The sequence below is a fragment of the Streptomyces sp. NPDC037054 genome (genome assembly GCF_055606745.1).
Window position 1 is genome coordinate 57,537 of the sequence record NZ_JBVJSJ010000017.1, and the last position, 23,650, is coordinate 81,186.

The window sequence follows — 23,650 nt, forward strand, 5'->3', positions numbered from 1 at the left end:
AGTGGTGTCACGCGGTGCGCGGTGTCACCAGGCCCGATTCGTAGGCCAGGACCACGAGGTGGGCTCGGTCGCGGGCGTGGAGTTTGGTCATGGCTCGGTTGATGTGGGTTTTCACCGTCATCGGGCTGATCACCATGTGGTCGGCGATCTGATCGTTGGACAGGCCCTGGGCGACCAGGGCGACGGCCTCGCGTTCGCGGCTGGTCAGTTCCCGGAGGCCTTTGCCGGCACCGGTGTTGAGCGGCTGGGTGAGGTAGCGGTGGATGAGTTTGCGGGTGATCGAGGGGGCGAGGAGGGCGTCGCCACGGGCCGCTACGCGGACGGCGTGGAGGAGGTCCTCCGGGAGGATGTCCTTGACGAGGAACCCGGCGGCGCCGGCGCGCAGTGCTTCGAAGACGTACTCGTCCATGCCGTAGTTGGTCAGGATGACGACGTGCACCTCGTCCAGGGCCGGGTCCGCGGCGATGCGGCGGGTGACCTCGATGCCGTCCATGACCGGCATCTGGATGTCGACGAGCGAGACGTCCGGCAGGTGTTCGCGGGCCAGGGCCAGGCCCTCCTCGCCGTCGGCGGCCTCGGCGACGACCTCGATGTCCTCCTCCAGGTCGAGGAGCGCGCGGAATCCGCTGCGGATCAGCGGCTGGTCGTCGACCAGCAGGACACGGATCATGAGGTTGCGTCCACGGGGAGTTCGGCCTGGACGGTGAAGCCGCCCTCGTCGCGGGGTGCGGCGCTCAGCCGGCCGCCGAGAGCGGTCACGCGCTCGCGCATGCCCAGGAGTCCGACTCCGGGTACGGGGGTGGTGCCCGGGGTGGCCCTGCCGTTGTCGTCGACGCGTATCGCGAGGGCGTCCGGGCGGCAGTCGATGCGGACCGACGCCGTCGTCGCGGCGGCGTGGCGGGCGATGTTGGTGAGGGATTCCTGGACGATCCGGTAGGCGGTCCGGTCCACCGCCGCGGGTACGTCGCAGTGTTGTCCCTCGAACGTCAGAGTTGCGTCGAGGCCCAACGTGCGGGCCCGTTCCACCAGTTCCTTCACGTCGTCGAGTCCGCGCGGCGGGGTCGTGTCGTCGTCGCGGAGCGCCTGAAGGGTCGCGCGCAGCTCCCGGCTCGCCTCGCGGCCCGCCTCCTGGATGGCGAGCAGGGTTTCCGGCACCTGCTCGCCGCGTCTGCGGGCCACGTGGACGGCGACCTCCGCCTGGAGCTTGATGATCGAGATCTGGTGGGTCAGCGAGTCGTGGAGCTCGCGGGCGATGCGGAGCCTCTCGTCGTCGGCACGGCGCCGGGCGGTCTCCTCGCGGGTGCGCTCGGCCTCGTCCGCCCGCCGCTCGGCCTGTCGCAGCGCCTCGCCGGCGGCGCCCGCCGCGATCAGCCAGGCGATCTCCAGGGCGCCCCTGGCCTGCGCGAACGCCTCGCCGGTGTCGTGCAGGCCCGACACCAGGGCGGCGAGGGGCAGCAGGGCCAGCATGCTCACGCTCGCCGCGATGGTGGGGGTGCGCCGACCGGCTCGTACGGCGGCGTAGACCGCGAACAGGTAGGCGACGGCCGGCACGTCGAACCCGGCCGCTTGGTAGCCCACCGCGCTCAGCCCGGTGACGGCCAGGACGGTGACCGGAGCGCGGCGGCGTGCGGCCAGTGCCAGGCCCCCGGCGGCCAGCAACGCATGGCCGAGCGGGTCCAGTTGTGTGCCCGAGTGCTGCCCGGACAACCCGGTGACCAGCAGTGTCGCCGCCACGCCGACGGCGATCGCCCAGTCGGTGACCGTAGCCCGGACACCCGAGAGTCCCGTCCTCATGGGCGCACCCTAGCCGCGCGGCGTCCGGCGGGAGTCCCGCTCACGGACGAGGCGTCGACTACCGCGGCTGCGGTACGTCGACTCCGACTGCCGCGTCCGCGGTAGCCGGGTGCGCCGTTCGCGGCAGTGCGAAGTGCGTCCGCTCGCGGGACGACCGGCGGGGGTGCGGCAGACATGCTCGGACCACGTCCAGTCGCAGGAGGAGACATGTCAGTCGGAACTGTGCTCGCCGCACCCGCCTCGCTTGCCGCACCGGCCACTCACGCGTCGGTCCAGTCGGTCGCGGCCGGTGCCTACGACCTGACCTCCGGGCGCCTCGTGGGCACGCTGGCCGCGTTGGTCGCACTGGCCGGAGTGGTCGTCGGCGTGCGGGCCCTGGCCCGGTCGCGGTCCCGGTCTGTCTGTGGTGGCGGCCGTGGGTGGCGGGGGGCCGTCGCCGCCGTCGTGGCGGGCCTCGTCGGCATGGTCGCCGGCGCGGTCAATCTGGCCGTGGCCGACGGAGGTCTCGGCACCGGCAACGGCGTGGCCGGGGGTGTCATCGCCCTCGTACTGGGGTCGGCTGCCACGGTCGTCGGCCTGCTCGCACTGGCCCGCCTGCGCCGCACCGGTTCGACGAGCGACCGGCCCGGTCAAGAGCGCGCGCTCCTGTGAGGGAGAGGAGCGCCCACTCCCTCACTTCGCGTCCGCGTAACACTCCACCACCGCCGTCGTGAACGGGAAGCGGACCGGTGTCTCCCCGAAGGTGAGGCGGCCCGCCAGGTCGGCCGCCTCACGGATGGCCGCGGCGACGGTCTCGGCCTCCTCCGCCGGGCAGTGCACGATCACCTCGTCGTGCTGGAAGAAGACCAGCTCCGCCGCCATGGACGCGCACGTCCGCCGCAGTGCCGCGAGCAGCAGCAGGGCCCAGTCGGCGGCGCTGCCCTGTACGACGAAGTTGCGCGCGAAGCGGCCCCGCGCGCGGGAGTTGGTGGAGGCGTAGCCCGGCACCCACTGCTGGGCCTCGGCCCCGGCCTCTTCCTCGGGGACCGCCTCGGGGACCGGGATGCCGGCCTCCTCCGCGTCGCCGGCGGCGCGGGCGGCGGGCGGACAGGTCCGGCCGAGCCAGGTCCGCACCAGCCGGCCCTCCTCGCCGGCCCGCGCCGCGTCGTCCACGTACGCCACCGCCTTGGGGAAGCGGCGTCTGAGCGCGGCGAGGTTCTTCAGGCCGTCGCCGGACGTCTGGCCGTAGACCGCGCCGAGCACGGCGAGCTTGGCCTGGGTGCGGTCGCCGGAGAACGCGCGGTCCGAGACCGACTGGTAGAGGTCGGTCTCGCGGCCCGCGACCTCCATGAGGCCGGGGTCGCGGGAGATCGCCGCGAGCACGCGCGGCTCCATCTGGTCGGCGTCGGCGACGACCAGCCGCCAGCCGGGGTCGGCGACGACGGCGCGCCGGATCACCTTGGGGATCTGCAGGCCGCCCCCGCCGTTGGTGACCCAGCGGCCGGTGACCGTGCCGCCGGCGAGGAACTCCGGGCGGAACCGGCCGTCGCGCACCCAGTCCTGGAGCCAGGACCAGCCGTGCGCCACCCAGATGCGGTACAGCTTCTTGTACTCGACGAGCGGTTTCACGGCCGGGTGGTCGACCGACTCCAGTTCCCAGCGGCGGGTGGAGGCGACCTTGATTCCGGCCTGCGCGAAGGCCTTGATCACGTCGGCCGGCAGGTCCGGCCGCACCCGGCGCCCGAACGCGGCCGACACCTCCTCCGCGAACTCGGCGAGCCGGCGCGGCTCACCGCCGCCCGCGTACCGCTCGCCGAGCAGGTCGTGCAGCAGGTCGCGGTGCACCTCGGCGCTCCACGGCAGCCCGGCGTGGTTCATCTCCGCGGCCACCAGCATCCCCGCCGACTCGGCGGCGGTCAGCAGCCGCATCCGGTCCGGGTGCTCGGCCCGGTCGTGCCGCCGCTGCTGCTCGGCGTACACCTCGGCGAGGTCGGTCAGCGGCAGGTGGACGCCCTGCGGCTCGAACAGCGGGGACTGCGCGCCCGGTTCGGCGGACCGCTGGGGTGGGTCCTGCGGTACGGGGCCGCCGCGCAGCCGGGCCAGGGCGGCAGCCGCCGAGCGGGGTTCGCCGTACCGCCCCTCGTGGCCGAGCAGCAGGGTCTCGGCGTCCTCGATGTCGTAGCACCGCTCCGGCCGTACGCCCGCGGAGAGCAGGCGCGGGTACACCTCGGGCGTCGAGCGCCACACCCAGCGGGTGACGTCCGGGCGCGCGCGGACGGCCGCCACGAGGTCCGGCTCGCGCAGCACGGGGCCGACGGGCAGCCCGTCCGGACCGAGGGGGGCGAGCTCGGCGCCGCCACCCTCGGTCGGAGCGAGCACCCACCGACCGGTCATGCCGCGAGTGTCGCAGGGGGGTCTGACAACGGCCCCGCTTGTGGAGTCCGACGACCGCGAGCCCACTCGTGGGCCACGGTGGCCTGCCGGTGACGCGCCCACCCCGTGGCCCACGGTGGGCCCCCGCCACCCCCGTGGGCCCACCTGCCCGCGTCACCCCGCCGAGCGCCCGTCGGCCGCGTGGACTCAGTCCTTGCCGGCGCCGCCCTCGTCCTCGCCCTCCGTCTTCAGGAACTGCGACAGCAGCGCGGTGACGTGGTCCTCCACCGCCTGCTTGGTGACGCCGACGCCCGCCAGGACGCCCTCGCCGTTCTCGTGCTCCAGAAGGGCCAGCAGGATGTGCTCGGTGCCGATGTAGTTGTGGCCGAGGCGCAGGGCCTCGCGGAACGTCAGCTCCAGGACCTTCTTGGCCGCGGAGCCGTACGGCACCAGCTCCGGGACCTCCTCGACGGCGGGCGGCAGCGCGGCGGTCGCGGCCTCGCGCACCGAGTCCAGGCTCACGCCCAGGGCGACGAGCGTCTTGGCGGCGAGCCCGTCGGGGTCCGCGAGCAGGCCGAGGACGAGGTGCTCGGGGACGCCCTCGGCGTTGCCGGCGGTCCTGGCGGCGGCGTGGGCGGCCATGACCGCCTCGCGGGCGCGGGGCGTGTAGCGGCTGAAGCCCTGGCTCGGGTCGAGGTCGGCCGACTCCTTCGGCACGAACCGCTTCTGCGCCGCCTGCCGCGTGACGCCCATGCTCTTGCCGATGTCGGTCCAGGAGGCGCCCGAGCGGCGGGCCTGGTCGACGAAGTGGCCGATGAGGTGGTCGGCGACCTCGCCGAGGTGGTCGGCGGCGATGACCGCGTCCTGGAGTTGTTCGAGGGGCTCGGTGTGGACCTTCTTGATGGCCGCGATGAGGTCGTCGAGTCGTACGGATGACGTGATGGATGAGTTCGTCGTCATGTGTCAACCGTAGGTTGACGCCATCCGAAGTGTCAACCGTGAGTTGACAGTGATCACGCGGGACGCCGTCCGCACCGGCCACGTGGCACCATCGCCCGGTGAGCACCACCAGCACCGTCGAGCGCGCCCTGCGGGCCGCCCTCTACGACTCCGCCGACGCGTCCCTGGACACCGCCGCGTCCCTGCTCGCGGCCGACAAGGACGCCGACGCCGAACTCGCCCGGCGCGGCGAGGAGTTCGTGGCGGCGGCCTGGCGGCGCGGCTGGCAGCCCGCCGACGTCGTACGCGTCGTGCGCCGCGACCTGGACGACGTACACGTACGCGTGGTGTCCGCGCTGATCCGGGCGCAGGCGCCGCACGACCGGCCGCGGGGGCGTCGCTGGGCCGCCCAGGTCGAGGAGCTGGCCGCCGAGGCGCCGCCGCCCCGCACCGACCGTTTCACGCACGCCACGGCGGTGCTGGAGCTGTACCGGCTGCTGCTGCGGTTGCCCGCGCTCGAACCGCTCGAGGAACCCACGCGGAGGCGCGCCGGGGAGCGAATAAGAGGACGGGCCGGGGAGCGAGCCGAGGGGCGGGCCGGGGACCGGGACGGCGGGCGCCACCCGGAGTCCCGCGCACTCACCCGCATCCGCGCCCTGCTCGCCAAGGCGGAGGCGACCGGATACCCGGAGGAGGCGGAGGCGCTCAGCGCCAAGGCGCAGGAGCTGATGGCCCGGCACAGCATCGACGCCGCGCTGCTGTCCGCCGAGGCGCCCTCGCCCGACGCGCCCGGCGCCTGCCGGATCGGCGTGGAGCCGCCGTACGAGCAGGCCAAGGCGGTGCTGCTGGACGCGGTCGCCGACGCGAACCACTGCCGTGCCGTGTGGAACGAGGCCTTCGGCTTCTCCACGGTCGTCGGCTTCGAGGCCGACCTGGAGGTCGTCGAACTCCTCTACACCTCACTGCTCGTGCAGGCGCAGACCGCGATGACCCGGGCGGAGGCCGCGCAGCGGGCCGGCGGCCGCAAGCGGACCAAGTCCTTCCGGCAGGCCTTCCTCGCCGCGTACGCCCATCGCGTGGGCACCCGGCTGCGGGCCGCCGCGGAGACGCAGGTGACCGACGACCTGCTGCCCGTGCTCGCCTCCCGCGACGTCGCCGTCACCGGGCGGCTGGACAGCATGTTCCCGGAGACGACCACGACCCGGCTGCGCGGCGTACGCGACGAGGCGGGCTGGACGGAGGGCGCGCGTGCGGCCGACGACGCCGAGGTCAGGGCCCGCCCACACCTGCCCTGACCCGGCGCCTGCCGGGCTCACCTGCCCTGCCCCGCGCCTGCCGGGCTCACCTGCCCTGCCCTGCCCTGCCCCGCCGCGAGGCGCCCGCACCTGCCCCGCCCCGGCCGCCTGCCGGGCTCACGTGGCCGTCCGGGTCTCAGTCACCGGCCGGCTGGAAGGCGCCGACGGAGATGTCGGCGCTCGTCCCGGCGATCGGGCCGTACGTCCACGGGAAGTCGCGGTCGTCGGAGTGGCCGGGGAGCCTGACCTTCAGGCCGTCGGCGTCGACGCCGTCCGCGGCGCCCTCCTCGCCGCGCACGTACGTGATCGTGAAGGACACCGACTGACCCTCGGTGAGCGTCAAGGGCTCCGCCTTGGCGCCCTCCTGGGCCGGGACCTCGACGGACTCGCCGCCGGCCGAGACGTCGACGCCGGGCAGGCCGTCCAGGGTGCAGGGGCCGCCCTGGTTGGTGACGGTGACGGGGATGTTGCCGGTGTCGCCGGCGGCGGGGGCGGCGTTCGCGGGGCCGACGTCGACGGCGACGTCGCCGATCCGGCAGGCCGCGCCGCCCTCCGAAGAGGCCGTACCGCTCTTGGCCGAGGCGGTCGCCCCGGCGCCGGCCTTGCCGTCGTCGCCGTCACCTCCGCTGCCGCAGGCGGTCAGGAACAGGGCCGCGGTGAGGGCGGTGACGGCGATCGGTGTGGTGCGCATGAAGGTCCCCAGGGTGCTCGGTCGTTGACGCTGCCCGTGGATCATCACGCACGACACGGTGGTCCCGCCGCCCGGGCCACCGAAAACGCCCCGCGCGCGTGATGACCCACGCGCGCGTGGGGACCTCAGCCTCGCGCGTTTACGACCCGGGCCGCGTGTTGCGACCCTGGCCCCGCGCGTTACGACCCCAGTCCCGCCGTCGGCAGCCCCGTCGGCATCTTGCCGCCCTCGGACTTGGTGTACGTCTCCTCGCCGAGGGTGCCCTCCCAGGTCACCGTCATCGACTTGCCGTTCACGGTGCCGACCGTGCCGTTCGCCCGGTCGTCGCTGCCGTCGGTGCACTTGAGCCGGATCGACTCGCCCTCGGCGGTGCCGCTGCACACCGTGCCGCCCGTCGCGAACAGGCCGGCCTGCGTGCCGTTGATCACCAGGGCCACGGCCTTGCCGTCGGTCGTCGTGAGCCAGCTGCCCTCCAGCCCGCCGGGGGAGGCGGACGCCGACGCGCCGTCACTCGCGTCGCCGTCGCCGCCACCACTGGCCGGCGCGGAGGCGGAGGGTGTGTCCGACGCCTTGCCGGCGGCGTCACCGCCGTCGCTGCACGCGGTCAGCGCGAGGGCCCCGGCCAGCCCCGCGACGGCGGCCACGACCCGCAGTGGTCGGCGTGACAACGCGCGCGTGCGGCGTGCAGGGCGTGAGGGACGCGAGAAGGTCGGCGAGGTCACTGGAACTCCCAAGCTGTAGCCGGTGGTCCGGGGCGAGCCCGTGGACCCGCCCGGATCGAGCCCGTCGGCCCGCTGGCCGCAAGCTACCAGCCATCTCCACGGCCCTCCCGGGCCCACCGAACCGCCCCGCTGACCCGACGCCGACCTCACACAGAGCCCCACCCCTCACACAGAGCCCCACCCCTCACGCCGAGCCCCCCCTCAACGGGACTCCCTCATCGGGAGCGCTTCACCAAGACGACTTCCGCACCCCCGGCAAATACCCCGCATGCGCCTGCGAGCGCAGCGAGACGCGGGACAGGCCGAAGGTGCGGAAGTATCCGCGCGGCCTCCCGTCGACCTGGTCGCGGTTGCGCACGCGCGTGGCGCTCGCGTCGCGCGGCTGCCTGCGCAACTCGGCCTGCGCGGCGAGGCGTTCGGCCTCCGGCGTCGACGGGCGCCGGATGATCTCCTTCAGCTCGGCCCGGCGCGCGGCGTACCGCGCGACGATCTCCTGCCGCTTCCCGTTCTTCGCGATCTTGCTCTTCTTGGCCATCAGACCTTCACCCCCCGCGCGCGGATGCGGGCGACGGCGGCCTCGACGCCGATCGTGTCGACGGTCTTGATGCCCCTCGCGCTCAACCGGAGCCGCACGTACCGGCCTTCCCCCGGCAGCCAGTAGCGCTTGGTCTGGATGTTCGGGTCGAACCGGCGTGACGTGCGCCGGTGGGAGTGCGAGATGCGGTTGCCGAAACCCGGCCGGGCCCCGGTCAGCATGCAGTGCGCGGACATGTGGTGACGTACCTCTCTGCCTCAGGTTGTGTAAATGGAATTCATTTTCAGTAAGGTAGCAGCATGGCACGCAACGAACTCCGTCCGGTCATCAAACTCCGGTCCACGGCCGGGACCGGCTACACCTACGTGACCCGCAAGAACCGCCGCAACGACCCGGACCGCCTGACCCTGCGCAAGTTCGACCCGGTCGCCGGCCGGCACGTCGACTTCCGAGAGGAGCGCTGAACAGCCGCCATGCGCAAGGGAATCCACCCGGACTACCGTCCCGTCGTCTTCCGCGACAAGGCGGCCGACTACGCCTTCCTCACCCGGTCGACCATGACCAGCGACCGCACCGTCGAGTGGGAGGACGGCACCACCTACCCGGTCGTCGACGTCGAGATCTCGAACGTCAGCCACCCCTTCTACACGGGCACCGCGCGCGTCCTGGACACCGCGGGCCGCGTCGAGCGCTTCGAGCGCCGGTACGGGAAGCAGGGCTGATCCCGTGCCCGAGCTCTCCGTCGTCATCGTCGGCGGTCTGCACGTCGACGCCCGCAAGGCGGTCGTGGCGCGGCTGCTCGCCGACGTGCCCGGCAGCGTCGTCCTCCACCACGACCTGGCGACGGCCGCCGCGGGCACGGTCGTACGGACCGTCCGCGACGCGCACGGCGTCGTCGGCGCCGGCGAGGCACCCCTCGTCAACGACTGCGCCTGCTGCGCCCTGCGCGAGGACCTGGTGCCGGAGCTGGTCCGGCTCCGGGACGCGGGCGACACCCGGCTCGCGGTCGTCGAGCTGTGGGACTCCGTCGAGCCGAAGGCCATGGCCGAGGTGGTCGCGGCGGGCGGGCTCACCGTCACCGGCGTGATCACGGCCGTCGACCCGGCGCTGGTGCTGCCGTACCTCGGCAACGGCGACGACCTCGCCGAGGGCGGTCTCGCCGCCGCGGCCACCGACCAGCGCACGGTCGCCGACACCTTCGCGCGCCAGCTGGAGTACGCGCCCGTCCTCGCCGTCCTCGACTCCCCGGAGGCCGACGACGAGGACCGGGAACTGCTGGCGCAACTGCACCCGACGGCCCGCACGGTGCCGATCGGCGACGGCGAACCGGCGGGCGAGGGCGCGCCGTTGGCCCGCGCCGCCCTCGCCGGTTTCGACGTGGAGGCGGCCGCCGCCGCCCAGCACCCGGCGTGCGCCCTGCTGCCCGCCGACGCCGACGCGCACGGCGTCGCCACCCTGGTCTGGCACCGGCGCCGCCCCTTCCACCCGGGGCGGCTGTACGAGGCGCTGGAGGACCTGACGTGCGCCGCGGCCCGCAGCCGGGGCCGGTTCTGGCTCGCCGACAAGCCGGACGTGCTGCTGCACTGGGACGCGGCCGGCGGCGCGCTGTGCGTGGAGAGCGCCGGGCCCTGGCTCGCCTCGCTGCCGGACGCCGCCTGGGAGATGGTGCCGCCGGTGCGCCGTGCCGCCGCCGCACTGGACTGGCACCCCGAGCACGGCGACCGCTGCCAGCACCTCGTCTTCACGTCCCCCGGCCTCGACCGCGACGGGCTGACCCACTTGCTGGAGTCCTGCCTGCTGACCGACGCCGAGTACGCCGCCGGGCGCGACGCCTGGAAGCGGCTGCCGCCCGCCTTCGACACCCTCCTGGAGGTCTGACCCCGCCATGCCCCGCAAGAGCGACCGCAAGCCCGCAAAGCCCCGGCCCAACCCCCTGGACGCGGCAGGCATCACGTACATCGACTACAAGGACACCGATCTGCTGCGGAGGTTCATCTCCGACCGCGGCAAGATCCGCAGCCGGCGCGTCACGCGCGTGTCGGCGCAGCAGCAGCGGCAGTTGGCGCGGGCGATCAAGAACGCGCGCGAGATGGCGCTGTTGCCGTACGCCGATCGCTGATCCGATTCATCGCTGAGCCGATTGAACGGGCGGGAGCCTCCCTGCGTAGTGACGTATGGGAGGCTTCCGCCTTCGTGTTGTCCACAGGTGAGGATGGGTGCGGCCGAGGCCGGACGATCAGTCGGTGGAGGGAACACCAACGCGCTGCCGTGCGTCTTTCCTCGTGCGCGAGGGATTCGAATCGGGAGGCCAGGGCAGACGCAGCAACACGAGACGTGCCGTGCCGCCCGCAGGTGTAATCGCGGGATAACCCCGCGTGCACGTGCATCTGCTCATGCAACTGCACTTGAAACACAGCTATGATCCGGGACAGTTGACCACTGCATCTATGGCCTCACCAGCCAGTGCATCACCGGGGAGCGACCTGTGGACCACGACGTGCACCACGCCCACGACGCGTCCGGCGTGTACAACGGCATCGCCGCCACGCAGCTGCACGGCGTGGCCTGGCAGAAGAGCCGGCACAGCAACTCTCAGGGTTCCTGCGTGGAGTTCGCGCGGCTGCCCGGCGGAGACGTGGCGGTGCGCAACTCGCGCTTCCCCGACGGGCCCGCCCTCGTCTACACGCGCGCGGAGATCGAGGCGATGCTCCTGGGCGTGAAGGACGGCGAGTTCGACCACCTCGTCCGGGGCTGAGAGTACGCCGGACGGTACCGCGTCAGTCCAGCGGCCGGTTCAGACGGAACAGCGCCCAGACCACCTTGCCGTTGAGGGTGCCCGCCAGCGGGTGCCAGCCCCAGCTGTCGCTGAAGGACTCGACGAGGAACAGCCCGCGGCCGGACTCCGCCGAGAAGTCGCCGGAGTCGCGGGCCACCGGGCTGTCGATGCTGGGGTCGCGCACCGCGCACACCAGCCGCTCGGTCCAGCGCAGCAGGTGCAGCCGTACGGGCGGGGTCTGCTCCGGCACCCGGGGGGTGTCCGACGGCAGGCCGTGCCGCAGGGCGTTGGTCACGAGTTCGGAGACCACCAGGCACACGTCGTCGTAACGGTCGGCGGCGTCCCACTGGGCGAGGGTCCGGCGGGTGAAGTGACGTGCCTCGCGCACCGCTTCGTAGCGTGCGGGCAGGGCGCAGGAGGCGGCGTTGGACACGGCCGCGGGGTCCAGCGGCGGAAGGCCCTGCCGTAACGGCTCGAGCATGGTCGATCCATTCGTCCCCATGCGAGGCACTCCCCCGGGAGTTCGCGGTCATAGCGAGGCGGCGCGGTGGTGCGGGACCATGCTTTCGGATGCGAACAGCAGATGCAAGGGCAGATGCACGTGCACGTGACCGAAATGGACCTGCCCGTACCGCTTCTTGGCCAATTTTTCCGTCATCTTCACGGCTTCTTCGTGGCGGATGTTGTCCGACTTCCCTCTGTTGAGTGCCCCGGCCTGTCGCCTCCTGTGTCAATTCTTTGGCGCGATTCCGTTTCCGTAACCGAGCGAGTACTGCTCGGAGTGTTTTAGTGGCAGACTTCGGCACCTGAAGACGGTTGGGGAGGCTGGCGAAGGTGAGCGCGGGAGAGCCGGGATCGGTGGTGCGGCGCATGCTGCTCGGATCACAACTCAGGCGACTGCGTGAGGCTCGGGGGATCACGCGCGAGGCGGCGGGCTACTCGATCCGCGCCTCGGAATCGAAGATCAGCCGGATGGAGCTGGGCCGGGTGAGCTTCAAGACGAGGGACGTCGAGGACCTGCTGACGCTGTACGGCATCACGGACGAGCAGGAGCGCGCGTCGCTGCTGTCCCTCGCCAAGGAGGCCAACGTCGCGGGCTGGTGGCACAGTTACTCCGACGTGCTGCCCAGCTGGTTCCCCACCTACGTGGGTCTCGAGGGTGCCGCCTCCCTCATCCGCGCGTACGAAGTGCAGTTCGTGCACGGCCTGTTGCAGACGCAGGAGTACGCCCGCGCGGTCGTGCGGCGCGGCATGAAGGGCGCGAGCGACGCCGACGTGGACCGGCGCGTGGCGCTGCGCATGGAGCGTCAGAAGTACCTCGTCGACGAGAACGCGCCCGAGTTCCACGTGGTCCTGGACGAGGCCGCCCTGCGCCGCCCCTACGGCGACCGCGAGGTGATGCGCGGCCAGTTGCAGCACCTGATCGAGTTCTCCGAGCGGCCCAACGTGCGGCTCCAGGTCATGCCGTTCGGCTTCGGCGGGCACTCCGGCGAGAGCGGCGCCTTCACGATCCTCAGCTTCCCCGAGTCGGACCTGTCGGACGTCGTGTACCTGGAGCAGCTCACCAGCGCGCTCTACCTCGACAAGGCCGAGGACGTCGCCCAGTACGAGAACGCGCTCAAGGAGCTCCAGCACGACAGTCCGGGCCCGGACGAGAGCCGCGACCTTCTCCGGGGACTCCTTCAACTCTCTTGAGACATCAGTACGATGACATGTGATCAGACCGTGAAGTTGCTCAGGCGCCGGCGCCGTCGGCCTCGGCAGCAAGGGATTGAGGGATCACATGTCGTCGTACTTCACCGACCTGGCTCAGCAGTACATCGACGGTGAGTGGCGCCCGGGCACCGGCTCCTGGGACATCATCGACTTCAACCCGTACGACGACGAGAAGCTCGCGTCGATCACGATAGCCACGGTCGACGAGGTCGACGAGGCGTACCGCGTCGCGGCCCGCGCCCAGAAGGAGTGGGCGGAGGTCAACCCGTACGCCCGGCGCGCGGTGTTCGAGAAGGCGCTGCGGCTGATCGAGGAGCGCGAGCAGGACATCGCCGAGGTGCTCGTCGCCGAGCTGGGCAGCACGATCGGCAAGGCCTACTTCGAGCTGCACCTCGCCAAGGAGTTCATGCGCGAGGCGATCCACGTGGCGCTGCGGCCCGAGGGCCGGATCATCCCCTCGCCGATCGACGGCAAGGAGAACCGCGTCTACCGCGTCCCGGTCGGTGTCGTCGGCGTCATCAGCCCGTTCAACGTGCCGTTCCTGCTGTCGCTGAAGTCGGTCGCCCCGGCGCTCGCCCTCGGCAACGCGGTCGTGCTGAAGCCGCACCAGAACACCCCGATCGCCGGCGGCACCCTGCTCGCGAAGATCTTCGAGGACGCGGGCCTGCCCGCCGGTCTGCTCAACGTTGTCGTCACGGACATCGCCGAGATAGGCGACGCCTTCCTGGAGCACCCCGTCCCCAAGGTCATCTCCTTCACCGGCTCCGACGGCGTCGGCCGGCACGTCGCCACCGTCTGCGCCAAGAACTTCAAGCGCTCCGTGCTCGAACTGGGCGGCAACAGCGCCCTGGTGGTGCTCGACGACGCGGACGTCGACTACGCGGTCGACGCGGCCGTCTTCAGCCGGTACCTGCACCAGGGGCAGGTCTGCATGGCCGCCAACCGGATCCTCGTGGACGCCTCGATCGCCGACGAGTTCACCGAGAAGTTCGTCGCCAAGGTCAAGTCCCTCAAGACCGGTGACCCGCGCGACCCGGAGACGATCATCGGGCCGGTGATCAACTCCTCGCAGGCGGACGCCGTTTCGGGCGTGGTCGCGCAGGCGCTCGCCGAGGGCGCGACCGCCCTGGTGCACGGCACCACCACCGACAACCTGGTGGAGCCGTCCGTCCTCACCGGCGTCCCCGCCGACTCGGCACTGCTCCAGCAGGAGGTCTTCGGGCCGGTCGCCTTCCTCATCCCGTTCGACGGCGAGGAGGAGGCGGTGCGCCTCGTCAACGACACGCGGTACGGCCTGAGCGGCGCCGTGCACACCGGCGACATCGAGCGCGGCGTGAACTTCGCCAAGCGGATCGACACCGGCATGTTCCACGTGAACGACGCCACCGTGCACGACGAGCCGATCGTGCCGTTCGGCGGCGAGAAGCACTCCGGCCTCGGCCGCCTCAACGGCGAGACGACGCTGGAGGCGTTCACGACGCTGAAGTGGATCTCGGTCCAGCACGGCCGGAGCGCCTTCCCCTTCTGATCGCCCCGGCCGGTCGGCGCGACGGCCACCGGGGACTTCGTCATCACGGGCCCTTGAGGACAGGATCTGTCCTCAAGGGCCCGTAGCTTCGTCGGTGTCAGGCAGAGATGCCGATCCCGACGAAAGGCAGGCCGGTCATGGTCACTCACGTTCCCGCGGAGGCGCACGGCGACGAGCGCGGCGCGCTCCTCTCCTTCCTCGCCGAGCAGCGCGGCGGTGTCCGCCGGGCGGTGCTGGGCCTGACCGACGAGCAGGCCTCGGCCACGCCCAGCGCGAGCGAGCTGTCCCTGGGCGGGCTGGTCAAGCACCTCACGGAGGTCGAGCAGGGCTGGCTGGCCCGCGCCAAGGGCGAGGAGCCGGCGGTGCACCGCGACGCGTCGAACTGGCACGAGTGCTTCCGGCTGGTCGAGGGCGAGACGCTCCAGGACCGGCTCGCGTACTGGGAGAAGGTCGCCGCGGAGACCGAGGCGTACGTCCGCTCGGTGCCGAGTCTCGACGACACCTTCGCCCTGCCGGACGAGCCGTGGTTCCCGCCCGAGGGCCGTGTCTCGGTGCGCTGGCTGGTGCTGCACCTGATCCGCGAGACGGCCCGGCACGCCGGTCACGCCGACATCGTCCGCGAGTCCCTGGACGGCAGGACGGCCTTCGAACTGGTCGCGATGGAGCGGGCCGCTTGACAGGCGCCCGCTGGGGGTGCCCCCGGCCGGGGGCGTCGCGCGGCCTAGGCTGAGCACATGTCAGCGATCCGTCTCCTCGTGCTCGGCGCCGTGCGTCAGCACGGGCGGGCCCACGGCTACCAGGTGCGCAACGACCTGGAGTACTGGGGCGCGCACGAGTGGTCCAACGCCAAGCCCGGCTCGATCTACCACGCCCTGAAGCAGATGGCGAAGCAGGGCCTGCTGCACGCGCACGAGATCGCGCCGTCCACCGCGGGCGGGCCGCCGCGCACCGAGTACGAGATCACGCCGGCGGGCGACGAGGAGTTCTTCGCGCTGCTGCGCGAGGCCCTCGTCGCCCACGACCAGAAGATGGACATGAAGTCCGCGGCCATCGGCTTCGTCGTGTACCTGCCGAGGGACGAGGCGGTGGCCCTCCTCAAGGAGCGCACCCGGCGCATCGAGGAGTGGCGGGGCGCCGTCACCGAGCACTACGTGCCCGAGGACGGCCCCGAACAACTGGGCCACATCGGGGAGATCATGAACTTCTGGGTCCGCACGGCCGACGCCGAGGCCGAGTGGGCCCGCGGCCTGATCGAGCGGATCGAGGGCGGCGCGTACACCTTCGCCGGGGAGGGCGAGCCGTTCGTCGGAGTGCTCCGCGAGGGCGAGAAGAACCCCTACGCGACACCGGAGCGGCATCCCGGGGACGACCGCTAATCAAGTTTGACCAATCGCGGGAGTGGAGATACCTTCGACGCAAGTAGTCAAGTTTGACTAATGAGGGAGGGTCTGTGGCCGACGCGGCGATCACCGTCGAAGGGGCACGCAAGAGATACGGCGGCAAAGCGGACAGGGACGCGCTGGACGGCCTCGACCTGCGTGTCGCGCGCGGCACGGTGCACGGCGTGCTGGGGCCCAACGGCGCGGGCAAGACGACCCTGGTCCGGGTCCTGGCCACCCTGCTGCGGCCCGACGCGGGCCGGGTGGAGGTGGCGGGGCACGACGTCGTGACCGACGCCTACGCCGTCCGCCTGAGGATCGGGCTGCTCGGCCAGCACGCCGCGCTCGACGAGGAGCTCGGCGGCCGGCAGAACCTGGAGCTGTTCGGCCGCCTCCACCACCTGGGCGCCCGCCACGCGCGCGTGCGGGCCGGCGAACTGCTGGAGCGCTTCGGCCTCTCCGACACCGGGCGCAAACCCGTCAAGCAGTACAGCGGCGGCATGCGGCGCCGCCTCGACCTGGCCGCGTCCCTCATCACCGAACCGGAGGTGCTGTTCCTGGACGAACCCACGACCGGCCTCGACCCGCGCGGCCGCGCCGAGGTGTGGGCCGCGGTCCGCTCCCTGGTCGGCGGCGGTACGACGGTCCTGCTCACCACGCAGTACCTGGAGGAGGCCGACCAGCTCGCCGACCGCATCTCGCTCGTCGACGCCGGCCAAGTCGTCGCCGAGGGCACGGCGGACGGCCTCAAGGCCCGCGTCGGCGCCGACCGCATCGACGTCGTCCTGCGCGACGCGGGACAGCTCGGCGCCGCCGTCGCCCTGCTGCCCGTACCCAAGGACGAGGTGACCGTGGACGCCGACCGCCGTCTGCTCAGCGCCCCCGTCACCGACCGCATGACGGCGCTCGCCGGCGTGGTGCGCGCCCTGGAGGAGGCCGGCATCCACGCCGAGGACATCGCCCTGCGCAGGCCGACGCTGGACGAGGTGTTCCTGCGGCTGACCGGAAACGACGCGCACGCGCGCGGGACGAGTGATGACGCGCACGCGCGCGCGAAGAGCAGCGACGCGCACGCGCGCGTGAGGGGGACCGCATGACCACACACGCCCTGACCGACTCCTGGACCATGACCCGCCGCGAACTCGCCCACTGGGCACGGCAGCCGGTGCAGGTCCTCGTCGGCCTCGTCTTCCCCGTGATGCTGCTGCTGATGTTCGGCTACCTCGTCGGCGGCGGACGCGGCGTCGACGGCGACTACGTCGACTACCTGGTGCCCGGCATGCTCGCGCTGACCATGGCGTTCGGACTCGAAGGGACCATGCTGGCGGTCACCCAGGACCTCAACAAGGGCGTGATCGACCGGTTCCGCTCCATGCCGATGACCGACGGGGCCGTCCTGGTGGGCCGTTCGGCGGCCGACATGCTCCAGTCCGCGATCGGCCTGCTGGTGCTGATCGCCGTCGGGTACGCGATCGGCTGGCGCGCGACCGGCACCCTCGCGGGCTTCCTCGGCGCCGTTGGCCTCCTGCTGCTGTTCCGGTTCGCCATGCTGTGGATCGGCATCCACCTGGCCCTGGTGGCGGGCCGGCCCGAACTGGTCCAGGCCGTGCAGATCCTCGTCTGGCCGGTCGGCTTCCTGTCCAACGCGTTCGCCGCGCCCGAGTCCATGCCCGGCTGGCTCGGCACGGCCGTCCAGTGGAACCCGATGTCCCAGACCGCGACGGCCGTGCGCGACCTGTTCGGCAGCCCCGGGGGAGAATCGGGTCACGTCTGGGCGGCGATCGCGTGGCCGCTCGCCCTGCTGGCCGTGTTCCTCCCACTGGCGGTACGGCGGTTCGCCCGCCTGAGCCGTTGAGGGCCGTTCCGGTCCCGGGACCATTCCGGCTTGCACCTCACGCCGCGTGAGGACCCAGCCTTGAGGGCGTCAACCCGAAAGGAGCGGAAGGTGAGCTACTCGGTGGGCCAGGTGGCCGGTTTCGCCGGCGTGACCGTGCGCACGCTGCACCACTACGACGGCATCGGCCTGCTCGTCCCGAGCGAGCGCAGCCACGCGGGGCACCGGCGCTACAGCGACGCCGACCTCGACCGGCTGCAGCAGATCCTGTTCTACCGCGAGCTCGGCTTCCCGCTCGACGAGGTCGCCGCCCTGCTCGACGACCCGGACGCGGACCCGCGCGCGCACCTGCGCCGCCAGCACGAGCTGCTGACCGCCCGGATCGAGAAGCTGCGCAAGATGGCGGAGGCCGTGGAGCAGGCCATGGAGGCACGCAAGATGGGGATCAACCTCACGCCCGAGGAGAAGTTCGAGGTGTTCGGGGACTTCGACCCGGACCAGTACCAGGACGAGGTGCGCGAACGCTGGGGCCACACCGAGGCCTACCGCCAGTCGCAGGAGCGGGCCGCCTCGGCCACCAAGGAGGACTGGAAACGCGCCACCGAGCAGTTCGACGCGGTCCACCGCCGCATCGCCGATCTGATGGCGGCCGGCACCCCGGCGGACTCCGAGGAGGCCATGGACGCGGCCGAGGAGCACCGCCTGGTCATCTCCAGCACCGCCTACGACTGCTCGCACGAGATGCACACCTGCCTCGGCGACATGTACGTCGCGGACCCCCGGTTCACCGCGACCTACGACAAGATCCGCCCCGGCCTCGCGGTCTACCTGAGGGACGCGATCGCCGCCAACGCCGCCCGGCGCACCGCCTAGGCCGCACGCCGGGGGCACCCACCGCCCGGCCGGGACCAGCACGACTTTGGCCCCGGCCGGGCACAGGGCATGCTGGGAACGCCCGTGGAACCTGGGCCACGACGGTTGCGTTGATACTTTTGGGCAGCCAGCCCCCCAGCCCGTACCCCCGTACCTCAGCAGCAGGAGCCACATTCCCGTGACCACGCTTGCGCTCGGCCCCGAGTGGCTCAGCCCCGACTACCTGATCTCGACCTTCAGCCTCCCCGGCATCCTGCTGATCGTCTTCGCCGAGTCGGGTCTCTTCGCCTTCCTGCCCGGTGACTCGCTGCTGTTCACCGCGGGCCTCTTCGTGGCCGAGGGGAACTACATCAGCCAGCCCTTGTGGCTGGTCTGCACCCTGATCGTGATCGCCGCCGTCGTCGGCGACCAGGTGGGGTACATGATCGGGAAGTTCTTCGGGCCGAGGCTCTTCAACCGCCCCAACTCCAAGCTCTTCAAACAGGAGAACCTGGAGAAGGCCCACGAGTTCATGGAGAAGTACGGCCCGAAGGCCATCGTGCTGGCCCGCTTCGTCCCCATCGTGCGCACCTTCGCGCCGATCGTGGCGGGCGCCGGCCGCATGAAGTACCGCACGTTCGTCACGTACAACATCATCGGCGGCATCGCCTGGGGCACGGGCGTCACCGTGGCGGGCTACTGGCTCGGCCAGATCGAGTTCATTCGGAAGAACGTCGAGTCGATCCTCATCCTGATCGTCGTGCTCTCGGTCGTCCCGATCATCGTCGAGTACCTGCGCGAGCGTGCCAAGAAGAAGCGCGCCGCCGCCGAGGCCCCGGCCGCCGCGGCCCCGTACCCGGCGGCCCAGCAGCAGCCCTCGATGATGGACGACGCCACGACCCAGCTCCGCCGCGTTCCCCCGGCCCACCAGGACCCGTACGCCGACCCGTACGCCCAGGACCAGTACCCCCAGCAGCACCAGCCGCAGCAGCACCGGCCCCAGCACCCGCAGCAGCCCCAGCACCCGCAGCAGCCGTACGACCAGCAGTACTACGGCCGGGAGCCCCAGCCCCAGCAGCCGTACGCCCCGCAGGCGCCCCAGTACCCCCAGGGCTACGGGCACCAGAACCCCCAGCAGCCCTACAACGAGGGCTACTGACCGAGACGGAACGACGGAGGGCGCGGGGCGGCCAGGGACGCTCGGCGCCCCGCGTCAGAATCCTCGGGTCCGCTTCGCGGCCCGCCGCTGGCCCGCCGAGCCCACCCGCAGGAACAGCCGGGAGATCTCCGACCCGAGGTTCACCCCGATCGCGATGGCCATGGCCAGCGCCACGGCCTTCGTGATCGACAACAGCCCCGCGTCCAGCTCGTTCTGCGAGATCGCCAGCAGACCGAAGTACGTCGCGGAACCCGGCAGCAGCGGCCCGATCGCCGCCGTCGTGTACGGCAGCGCGGACGCGAACCGGTAGCGGGACAGCAACTGCCCGAACAGCCCCACCAGACCGGCCGCCGCCGCCGTGGACGCCACCGGCGAGATCCCGCCCGCGTAGTGCATCGCGCCGTACACCGTCCACGCGACACCGCCGTTGAGCGTCACCAGCAGCACCGTGGCCCGCTCCTGCTGCAACAGCACCGCGAACGTCAGCGACAGCAGCATCGACGCGCCGATCTGCACCAGCGGCCGCTCCGTGGCGCTCAGCGCCGCGTCCGGATTGAGCTCGGCGCCCAGCTTCACCCCGAAGTACAGCACCACCAGCACGCCGACGACGATGCCGACGAAGAAGTACATGACCTCCAGCAGCCGCGCCGCCGCGGTGATGTAGAAGCCCGTCAGACCGTCCTGCACACCCGCCACCAGCGCCCGCCCCGGCAGCAGCGCGAACAGCCCACCGGTGATCACCGCGGACGCCTTCACGTCCACGTGCGCTAGCGTCAGCGCGATGCCCATCGCGGCCGGCGGCATCGCGGCCACCGTGAACTGGTAGAACTCCGGCAGCCCGCGCCCCGCGCACAGCCACGCCAGCCGGTCGCCGAGCATCGCGCCGATCACGGCCGCGACGAACACGATCAGGTCACCGCCGACGAGCACCGAGGCCGCGCCCGCGAGCAGCCCGCTCGCCGACGTCAGCACCCACGTCGGATAGGGGTGCCGGTTGCGGCGGATCTCCGCCAGCCGCCGGTAGGCCTCCTCCAGCGAGATGTGCGTGTCCGCGTCGGACAGGTCGTCCACCAGCTGGTACACGGCCGCGAGCCGCGTGTAGTCCGTGCCCCGGCGGCGCACCGTGCGCGACGCCGTCACCGGGTCGTCCACCAGCGACGGCTGGTGCGAGATCGACAGCAGCGTGAACGTGACGTTCGGCTCGCAGCGGTCCAGGCCGTAGGAGCGGCACACGGCGAACATCGCCGCCTCCACGTCCTCGGCGCCCTCGCCGCCCGCCAGCAGCAACTCCCCGATACGCAGCGTCAGGTCGAGCACGCGCGGGACGGCCGGACCGGTCTCGTCCTCCGTCTTGTGCACCAGCTCCGGCGCGGGCCGCTCGGCCACCGGCATGCGCAGCATCGTGCGCATGCGGTCCTGCCACGGCACGTCCTTGGTCAGGTCGACGATCGGTATCCCGCTCGGCGGCGTGAACGCGGGCGGGGCCTGCCGCGCGCTGTACGTGCGCGGCGTGCTGAACGCCGAGCCCTCCGACTCGGCCGGCGCTGACACGTCGAGCCCGTCCGGCACGGCGAACTCCGACGTCGTCTCCGACTCCGAACCGCCCTTCGGGACGGCCAGCCCGTCCGGCAGCGCGAACTCCGAGGTCGTCGACGACTCGCTGTCGACCGGTGGCACCGCCAGCCCGGCAGGAGGCAGGAACGCGCTCCTGGCCTCGTCCGACTGCGGCTTGCGGTCCTCCGCGTCCGTCACTTGCGTAGCGCTCCCTGAACGACACCTCCGGTACGCCCAAGTATGCGCACACAAAGACGAACGGGTCGCACGCGCACGCGTACGACCCGTTCGGCAGGAACCGGAGGCTCAGTGGCCGCCCTGCTCCTTGAAGCGCTTGTAGGACCGCTCGATCTCCGCCTCGGCGTCCGTACGGCCCACCCAGTTGGCGCCCTCGACCGACTTGCCGGGCTCCAGGTCCTTGTAGACCTCGAAGAAGTGCTGGATCTCCAGGCGGTCGAACTCGGACACGTGGTGGATGTCGCGCAGGTGCTCCACACGCGGGTCGTGCGCCGGGACGCACAGCAGCTTGTCGTCGCCGCCCGCCTCGTCCGTCATGCGGAACATGCCGATCGCGCGGCACTGGATGAGGCAGCCGGGGAAGGTCGGCTCGTCCAGGATGACCAGCGCGTCCAGCGGGTCGCCGTCCTCGCCGAGGGTGTTCTCGACGAAGCCGTAGTCGGCCGGGTAGCTGGTCGAGGTGAAGAGTCGGCGGTCCAGGCGGATACGACCGGTCTCGTGGTCCACCTCGTACTTGTTCCGCGAACCCTTCGGAATCTCGATCGTGACGTCGAACTCCACCGGTGGCTCCTCCATGATCAGCACATAGTTCTGGTGGTTAAGTGTCCCTCACGCAGGTGTGTGATCGCGAAAGGGGCTGGTGTCGTGCCAGAGCTGAGACCTTGGCGATCCGCGAGACCGCATGTGACGCGTCTCGTGGGCGCCGTACGGCCGCGTCTCGCCCGGGCCGCCGCAGCCGCCGGGCCGCGGCTCGCACGGCTTGCGACGACCACGAAACCGCAGCTCAAGCGGATGACGAGGACCTGGCAGTACACCGCGGGCGCCGCCACCGCCGGACTGGCGCTCGCCGCCGGTGTGGTGACCGCCGCCGGCCCCTGGGACTCCTCGGGTCAGCGTACGGCCGAGCGGGACCGGGCGGCCGCGTGGGAAGCCACGGGTGGCGCAGATCACGGTCGCGACCCCGCGTCCCGGGAACCGGAGCCCGCGCCCAGCGCCGCGTCCGTCCTGACCGGCCTCGGCGCCGGCACCACCGTCCAGGCCGCCCCGGACGCCCCCGACGCCAAGAAGATCGCGGACGCCCTGGCGCCGCTGCTGAAGGACCCGGCGCTCGGCCCGCGCCGCTCCGCCGCCGTCGTCGACGTCACCACCGGCGAGCGGCTCCACGGCCTCGGCGCCGGCGAGGCCCTCACCCCCGCCTCCACCACCAAGATCGCCACCGCCGTCGCCGCGCTCTCCGCGCTGGGCCCCGACCACCGCCTCACCACCCGCACCGCCCTCGAACCCGACACGAAGGAACTCGTCCTCGTCGGCGGCGGCGACCCCACCCTCACCGCCCGCGAGAAGACCGACGGCAACGCCGACCTGCGCGCCCTCGCCGACCGCACCGCCGCCGCCCTCACCGAACGCGGCCTGCGCGAAGTCACCCTGTCCTACGACACCACCCTGTACGCCGGCCCCGAACTCCACTCGATCGGGGTCAACGACAACCTCGCCCCCGTCACCGCCCTCATGGTCGACGAGGCCCGCACCGACGACTCCACCCGCGGCCCCGCACCCCGCGTCCCCGACCCCGCCGCCGACGCCGCCCGCCGCTTCGGCGACCTTCTGGAGGACCACGGCATCACGACCACGCCGCCCGGCCCCTCCAAGGCCACCGGCCGCGCCGAAACCCTCGCCACGGTCTCCTCGCCCCCGGTCGCCGCCCTCGTCGAACGCATGCTGACCAACAGCGACAACGACATCGCCGAGGCCCTCGCCCGCCACACCGCCGTCGCGACCGGCGCACGCGCCGACCTCGCCGGCGCGGGCGACGCGATCCGCGCCCGGCTGGACCGCCTCGGCCTGCCCGTCGCCGGCGCCGACATCAAGGACGGCAGCGGCCTCGACCGCACCGGCCGCCTCACCGCCGACCTCCTCACCGCCCTCCTCGTCGCCGCCGCCGACCCCGACCACCCCGAACTGCGCCCCGCCCTCACCGGCCTGCCCGTCGCCGGCTTCACCGGCACCCTCAGCGGCCGCTACGCCGACGGCGCGGCCGGCCTCGTCCGCGCCAAGACCGGCACCCTGACGGGCGTCAACGCCCTCGCGGGCACGGTCGTCGACCGCGGCGGCCGCGTCCTGGCCTTCGCCTTCCTGGCCTCGGGCACGACCGACCCCGCCGCGGCCCAGAAGGCCCTGGACACCGCGGCGACCACCCTGTCGACGTGCGGCTGCCGCTGACCTGCCCGCCCCCGCGCCCGCCCCCGGCGCCCCGCGCCGCCTGCCCCAAGGGGGAACGCTCACGTAC

28 protein-coding genes are annotated in these 23,650 nt (G+C 72.3%); 16 read left to right on the forward strand and 12 right to left on the reverse strand.

What is annotated here, in order from left to right:
* Nucleotides 1-7 precede the first annotated feature (7 nt).
* Both ACZ7D7_RS31200 and ACZ7D7_RS31205 read right to left on the reverse strand, forming a co-directional pair.
* Nucleotides 8-670, reverse strand: a complete 663-nt coding sequence (locus ACZ7D7_RS31200) for a response regulator (protein ID WP_470828693.1) — start codon at nucleotides 668-670, stop codon at nucleotides 8-10.
* Nucleotides 667-1,794, reverse strand: coding sequence for a sensor histidine kinase (locus ACZ7D7_RS31205; RefSeq protein ID WP_470828694.1), 1,128 nt, complete (start codon nucleotides 1,792-1,794; stop codon nucleotides 667-669). The genes ACZ7D7_RS31200 and ACZ7D7_RS31205 overlap by 4 nt, the downstream gene beginning before the upstream one ends.
* Nucleotides 1,795-2,001: 207 nt before the next feature.
* Between ACZ7D7_RS31205 and ACZ7D7_RS31210 the strand changes: the two genes are divergently transcribed.
* Complete coding sequence (locus ACZ7D7_RS31210) at nucleotides 2,002-2,445, forward strand: DUF6223 family protein (protein ID WP_470828696.1); 444 nt, start codon at nucleotides 2,002-2,004, stop codon at nucleotides 2,443-2,445.
* 21 nt (nucleotides 2,446-2,466) lie between these two features.
* Here ACZ7D7_RS31210 and ACZ7D7_RS31215 read toward each other — a convergent pair whose 3' ends face one another.
* Nucleotides 2,467-4,167, reverse strand: a complete 1,701-nt coding sequence (locus tag ACZ7D7_RS31215; RefSeq protein WP_470828697.1) for a bifunctional 3'-5' exonuclease/DNA polymerase — start codon at nucleotides 4,165-4,167, stop codon at nucleotides 2,467-2,469.
* A gap of 186 nt (nucleotides 4,168-4,353) precedes the next feature.
* The gene (locus ACZ7D7_RS31220) at nucleotides 4,354-5,106 is read right to left on the reverse strand and encodes a Clp protease N-terminal domain-containing protein (RefSeq protein ID WP_470828699.1); all 753 of its coding nucleotides are present in this window, start codon (nucleotides 5,104-5,106) and stop codon (nucleotides 4,354-4,356) included.
* A 98-nt stretch (nucleotides 5,107-5,204) separates the two neighbouring features.
* On the opposite strand from ACZ7D7_RS31220, the gene ACZ7D7_RS31225 reads away from it, so the two are divergent.
* Complete coding sequence (locus tag ACZ7D7_RS31225; RefSeq protein ID WP_470828701.1) at nucleotides 5,205-6,380, forward strand: DUF2786 domain-containing protein; 1,176 nt, start codon at nucleotides 5,205-5,207, stop codon at nucleotides 6,378-6,380.
* A 136-nt stretch (nucleotides 6,381-6,516) separates the two neighbouring features.
* Here ACZ7D7_RS31225 and ACZ7D7_RS31230 read toward each other — a convergent pair whose 3' ends face one another.
* The 4 genes from ACZ7D7_RS31230 to rpmB form a co-directional block, all read right to left on the reverse strand.
* Nucleotides 6,517-7,071: a DUF4232 domain-containing protein gene (locus ACZ7D7_RS31230; RefSeq protein WP_470828703.1), complete on the reverse strand. Its 555-nt coding sequence runs from the start codon at nucleotides 7,069-7,071 to the stop codon at nucleotides 6,517-6,519.
* A 179-nt stretch (nucleotides 7,072-7,250) separates the two neighbouring features.
* Entirely contained in the window at nucleotides 7,251-7,724 is a 474-nt protein-coding gene (locus ACZ7D7_RS31235; RefSeq protein WP_470828807.1) for a hypothetical protein, read from the reverse strand.
* Nucleotides 7,725-8,022: 298 nt separating this feature from the next.
* Nucleotides 8,023-8,328 carry a 30S ribosomal protein S14 gene (gene rpsN, locus ACZ7D7_RS31240; protein WP_470828704.1) on the reverse strand — a complete coding sequence of 102 codons (306 nt, stop codon included), beginning with the start codon at nucleotides 8,326-8,328 and terminating at the stop codon, nucleotides 8,023-8,025.
* Nucleotides 8,328-8,564 (reverse strand): 50S ribosomal protein L28, encoded by a 237-nt coding sequence (rpmB, locus tag ACZ7D7_RS31245; RefSeq protein ID WP_470828706.1) that lies wholly within the window; start codon nucleotides 8,562-8,564, stop codon nucleotides 8,328-8,330. Before rpmB ends, rpsN begins: the two co-directional genes overlap by 1 nt.
* Nucleotides 8,565-8,627: 63 nt before the next feature.
* Between rpmB and rpmG the strand changes: the two genes are divergently transcribed.
* The 5 genes from rpmG to ACZ7D7_RS31270 all read left to right on the forward strand — a co-directional run bounded on the left by rpmG (nucleotide 8,628) and on the right by ACZ7D7_RS31270 (nucleotide 11,083).
* Nucleotides 8,628-8,792: a 50S ribosomal protein L33 gene (gene rpmG / locus ACZ7D7_RS31250; protein ID WP_333932256.1), complete on the forward strand. Its 165-nt coding sequence runs from the start codon at nucleotides 8,628-8,630 to the stop codon at nucleotides 8,790-8,792.
* 9 nt (nucleotides 8,793-8,801) lie between these two features.
* Entirely contained in the window at nucleotides 8,802-9,050 is a 249-nt protein-coding gene (locus ACZ7D7_RS31255; protein ID WP_470828707.1) for a type B 50S ribosomal protein L31, read from the forward strand.
* A gap of 4 nt (nucleotides 9,051-9,054) precedes the next feature.
* On the forward strand, nucleotides 9,055-10,206 hold the full coding sequence (locus tag ACZ7D7_RS31260) for a CobW family GTP-binding protein (RefSeq protein ID WP_470828709.1): 1,152 nt from the start codon (nucleotides 9,055-9,057) through the stop codon (nucleotides 10,204-10,206).
* A gap of 7 nt (nucleotides 10,207-10,213) precedes the next feature.
* Nucleotides 10,214-10,447, forward strand: a complete 234-nt coding sequence (gene rpsR / locus ACZ7D7_RS31265; RefSeq protein WP_470828710.1) for a 30S ribosomal protein S18 — start codon at nucleotides 10,214-10,216, stop codon at nucleotides 10,445-10,447.
* A 366-nt stretch (nucleotides 10,448-10,813) separates the two neighbouring features.
* Nucleotides 10,814-11,083 carry a DUF397 domain-containing protein gene (locus ACZ7D7_RS31270; RefSeq protein ID WP_470828711.1) on the forward strand — a complete coding sequence of 90 codons (270 nt, stop codon included), beginning with the start codon at nucleotides 10,814-10,816 and terminating at the stop codon, nucleotides 11,081-11,083.
* 22 nt (nucleotides 11,084-11,105) lie between these two features.
* On the opposite strand, the gene ACZ7D7_RS31275 is transcribed toward ACZ7D7_RS31270, so the two are convergent.
* Nucleotides 11,106-11,585 (reverse strand): ATP-binding protein, encoded by a 480-nt coding sequence (locus ACZ7D7_RS31275; RefSeq protein WP_470828712.1) that lies wholly within the window; start codon nucleotides 11,583-11,585, stop codon nucleotides 11,106-11,108.
* A gap of 48 nt (nucleotides 11,586-11,633) precedes the next feature.
* On the reverse strand, nucleotides 11,634-11,768 hold the full coding sequence (locus tag ACZ7D7_RS31280; RefSeq protein ID WP_470828714.1) for a hypothetical protein: 135 nt from the start codon (nucleotides 11,766-11,768) through the stop codon (nucleotides 11,634-11,636).
* 206 nt (nucleotides 11,769-11,974) lie between these two features.
* On the opposite strand from ACZ7D7_RS31280, the gene ACZ7D7_RS31285 reads away from it, so the two are divergent.
* The 8 genes from ACZ7D7_RS31285 to ACZ7D7_RS31320 all read left to right on the forward strand — a co-directional run bounded on the left by ACZ7D7_RS31285 (nucleotide 11,975) and on the right by ACZ7D7_RS31320 (nucleotide 19,572).
* Nucleotides 11,975-12,799 (forward strand): helix-turn-helix domain-containing protein, encoded by an 825-nt coding sequence (locus ACZ7D7_RS31285; protein WP_470828809.1) that lies wholly within the window; start codon nucleotides 11,975-11,977, stop codon nucleotides 12,797-12,799.
* Between the two features lie 88 nt (nucleotides 12,800-12,887).
* Complete coding sequence (locus ACZ7D7_RS31290) at nucleotides 12,888-14,348, forward strand: aldehyde dehydrogenase family protein (protein ID WP_470828715.1); 1,461 nt, start codon at nucleotides 12,888-12,890, stop codon at nucleotides 14,346-14,348.
* A gap of 137 nt (nucleotides 14,349-14,485) precedes the next feature.
* On the forward strand, nucleotides 14,486-15,025 hold the full coding sequence (locus tag ACZ7D7_RS31295; protein ID WP_470828716.1) for a DinB family protein: 540 nt from the start codon (nucleotides 14,486-14,488) through the stop codon (nucleotides 15,023-15,025).
* Nucleotides 15,026-15,082: 57 nt separating this feature from the next.
* Nucleotides 15,083-15,724: a PadR family transcriptional regulator gene (locus ACZ7D7_RS31300; RefSeq protein WP_470828717.1), complete on the forward strand. Its 642-nt coding sequence runs from the start codon at nucleotides 15,083-15,085 to the stop codon at nucleotides 15,722-15,724.
* A gap of 74 nt (nucleotides 15,725-15,798) precedes the next feature.
* Nucleotides 15,799-16,824 (forward strand): ATP-binding cassette domain-containing protein, encoded by a 1,026-nt coding sequence (locus tag ACZ7D7_RS31305; RefSeq protein ID WP_470828718.1) that lies wholly within the window; start codon nucleotides 15,799-15,801, stop codon nucleotides 16,822-16,824.
* Nucleotides 16,821-17,582 (forward strand): ABC transporter permease, encoded by a 762-nt coding sequence (locus ACZ7D7_RS31310; protein WP_470828719.1) that lies wholly within the window; start codon nucleotides 16,821-16,823, stop codon nucleotides 17,580-17,582. The genes ACZ7D7_RS31305 and ACZ7D7_RS31310 overlap by 4 nt, the downstream gene beginning before the upstream one ends.
* Before the next feature lie 90 nt (nucleotides 17,583-17,672).
* Complete coding sequence (locus tag ACZ7D7_RS31315) at nucleotides 17,673-18,434, forward strand: MerR family transcriptional regulator (protein WP_470828721.1); 762 nt, start codon at nucleotides 17,673-17,675, stop codon at nucleotides 18,432-18,434.
* A 178-nt stretch (nucleotides 18,435-18,612) separates the two neighbouring features.
* Nucleotides 18,613-19,572 carry a DedA family protein gene (locus ACZ7D7_RS31320; RefSeq protein WP_470828722.1) on the forward strand — a complete coding sequence of 320 codons (960 nt, stop codon included), beginning with the start codon at nucleotides 18,613-18,615 and terminating at the stop codon, nucleotides 19,570-19,572.
* A 54-nt stretch (nucleotides 19,573-19,626) separates the two neighbouring features.
* Here ACZ7D7_RS31320 and ACZ7D7_RS31325 read toward each other — a convergent pair whose 3' ends face one another.
* Nucleotides 19,627-21,324, reverse strand: coding sequence for a threonine/serine exporter family protein (locus tag ACZ7D7_RS31325; protein ID WP_470828723.1), 1,698 nt, complete (start codon nucleotides 21,322-21,324; stop codon nucleotides 19,627-19,629).
* A 108-nt stretch (nucleotides 21,325-21,432) separates the two neighbouring features.
* Nucleotides 21,433-21,924, reverse strand: a complete 492-nt coding sequence (locus tag ACZ7D7_RS31330; protein ID WP_003991985.1) for an inorganic diphosphatase — start codon at nucleotides 21,922-21,924, stop codon at nucleotides 21,433-21,435.
* Between the two features lie 231 nt (nucleotides 21,925-22,155).
* Here ACZ7D7_RS31330 and dacB point away from each other — a divergent pair, with 231 nt between their 5' ends.
* Nucleotides 22,156-23,583: a D-alanyl-D-alanine carboxypeptidase/D-alanyl-D-alanine endopeptidase gene (gene dacB / locus ACZ7D7_RS31335; RefSeq protein WP_470828724.1), complete on the forward strand. Its 1,428-nt coding sequence runs from the start codon at nucleotides 22,156-22,158 to the stop codon at nucleotides 23,581-23,583.
* Nucleotides 23,584-23,650: the final 67 nt, after the last annotated feature.

Excerpts from the sequence above, each read along its gene's own strand:
- ACZ7D7_RS31200 (WP_470828693.1), bottom strand. The coding sequence starts at position 670 with ATGATCCGTGTCCTGCTGGTCGACGACCAGCCGCTGATCCGCAGCGGA.
- ACZ7D7_RS31205 (WP_470828694.1), bottom strand. The coding sequence starts at position 1,794 with ATGAGGACGGGACTCTCGGGTGTCCGGGCTACGGTCACCGACTGGGCG.
- ACZ7D7_RS31210 (WP_470828696.1), top strand. The coding sequence starts at position 2,002 with ATGTCAGTCGGAACTGTGCTCGCCGCACCCGCCTCGCTTGCCGCACCG.
- ACZ7D7_RS31215 (WP_470828697.1), bottom strand. The coding sequence starts at position 4,167 with ATGACCGGTCGGTGGGTGCTCGCTCCGACCGAGGGTGGCGGCGCCGAG.
- ACZ7D7_RS31220 (WP_470828699.1), bottom strand. The coding sequence starts at position 5,106 with ATGACGACGAACTCATCCATCACGTCATCCGTACGACTCGACGACCTC.
- ACZ7D7_RS31230 (WP_470828703.1), bottom strand. The coding sequence starts at position 7,071 with ATGCGCACCACACCGATCGCCGTCACCGCCCTCACCGCGGCCCTGTTC.
- rpsN (WP_470828704.1), bottom strand. The coding sequence starts at position 8,328 with ATGGCCAAGAAGAGCAAGATCGCGAAGAACGGGAAGCGGCAGGAGATC.
- rpmB (WP_470828706.1), bottom strand. The coding sequence starts at position 8,564 with ATGTCCGCGCACTGCATGCTGACCGGGGCCCGGCCGGGTTTCGGCAAC.
- rpmG (WP_333932256.1), top strand. The coding sequence starts at position 8,628 with ATGGCACGCAACGAACTCCGTCCGGTCATCAAACTCCGGTCCACGGCC.
- ACZ7D7_RS31255 (WP_470828707.1), top strand. The coding sequence starts at position 8,802 with ATGCGCAAGGGAATCCACCCGGACTACCGTCCCGTCGTCTTCCGCGAC.
- rpsR (WP_470828710.1), top strand. The coding sequence starts at position 10,214 with ATGCCCCGCAAGAGCGACCGCAAGCCCGCAAAGCCCCGGCCCAACCCC.
- ACZ7D7_RS31275 (WP_470828712.1), bottom strand. The coding sequence starts at position 11,585 with ATGCTCGAGCCGTTACGGCAGGGCCTTCCGCCGCTGGACCCCGCGGCC.
- ACZ7D7_RS31285 (WP_470828809.1), top strand. The coding sequence starts at position 11,975 with ATGCTGCTCGGATCACAACTCAGGCGACTGCGTGAGGCTCGGGGGATC.
- ACZ7D7_RS31290 (WP_470828715.1), top strand. The coding sequence starts at position 12,888 with ATGTCGTCGTACTTCACCGACCTGGCTCAGCAGTACATCGACGGTGAG.
- ACZ7D7_RS31295 (WP_470828716.1), top strand. The coding sequence starts at position 14,486 with ATGGTCACTCACGTTCCCGCGGAGGCGCACGGCGACGAGCGCGGCGCG.
- ACZ7D7_RS31300 (WP_470828717.1), top strand. The coding sequence starts at position 15,083 with ATGTCAGCGATCCGTCTCCTCGTGCTCGGCGCCGTGCGTCAGCACGGG.
- ACZ7D7_RS31310 (WP_470828719.1), top strand. The coding sequence starts at position 16,821 with ATGACCACACACGCCCTGACCGACTCCTGGACCATGACCCGCCGCGAA.
- dacB (WP_470828724.1), top strand. The coding sequence starts at position 22,156 with ATGACGAGGACCTGGCAGTACACCGCGGGCGCCGCCACCGCCGGACTG.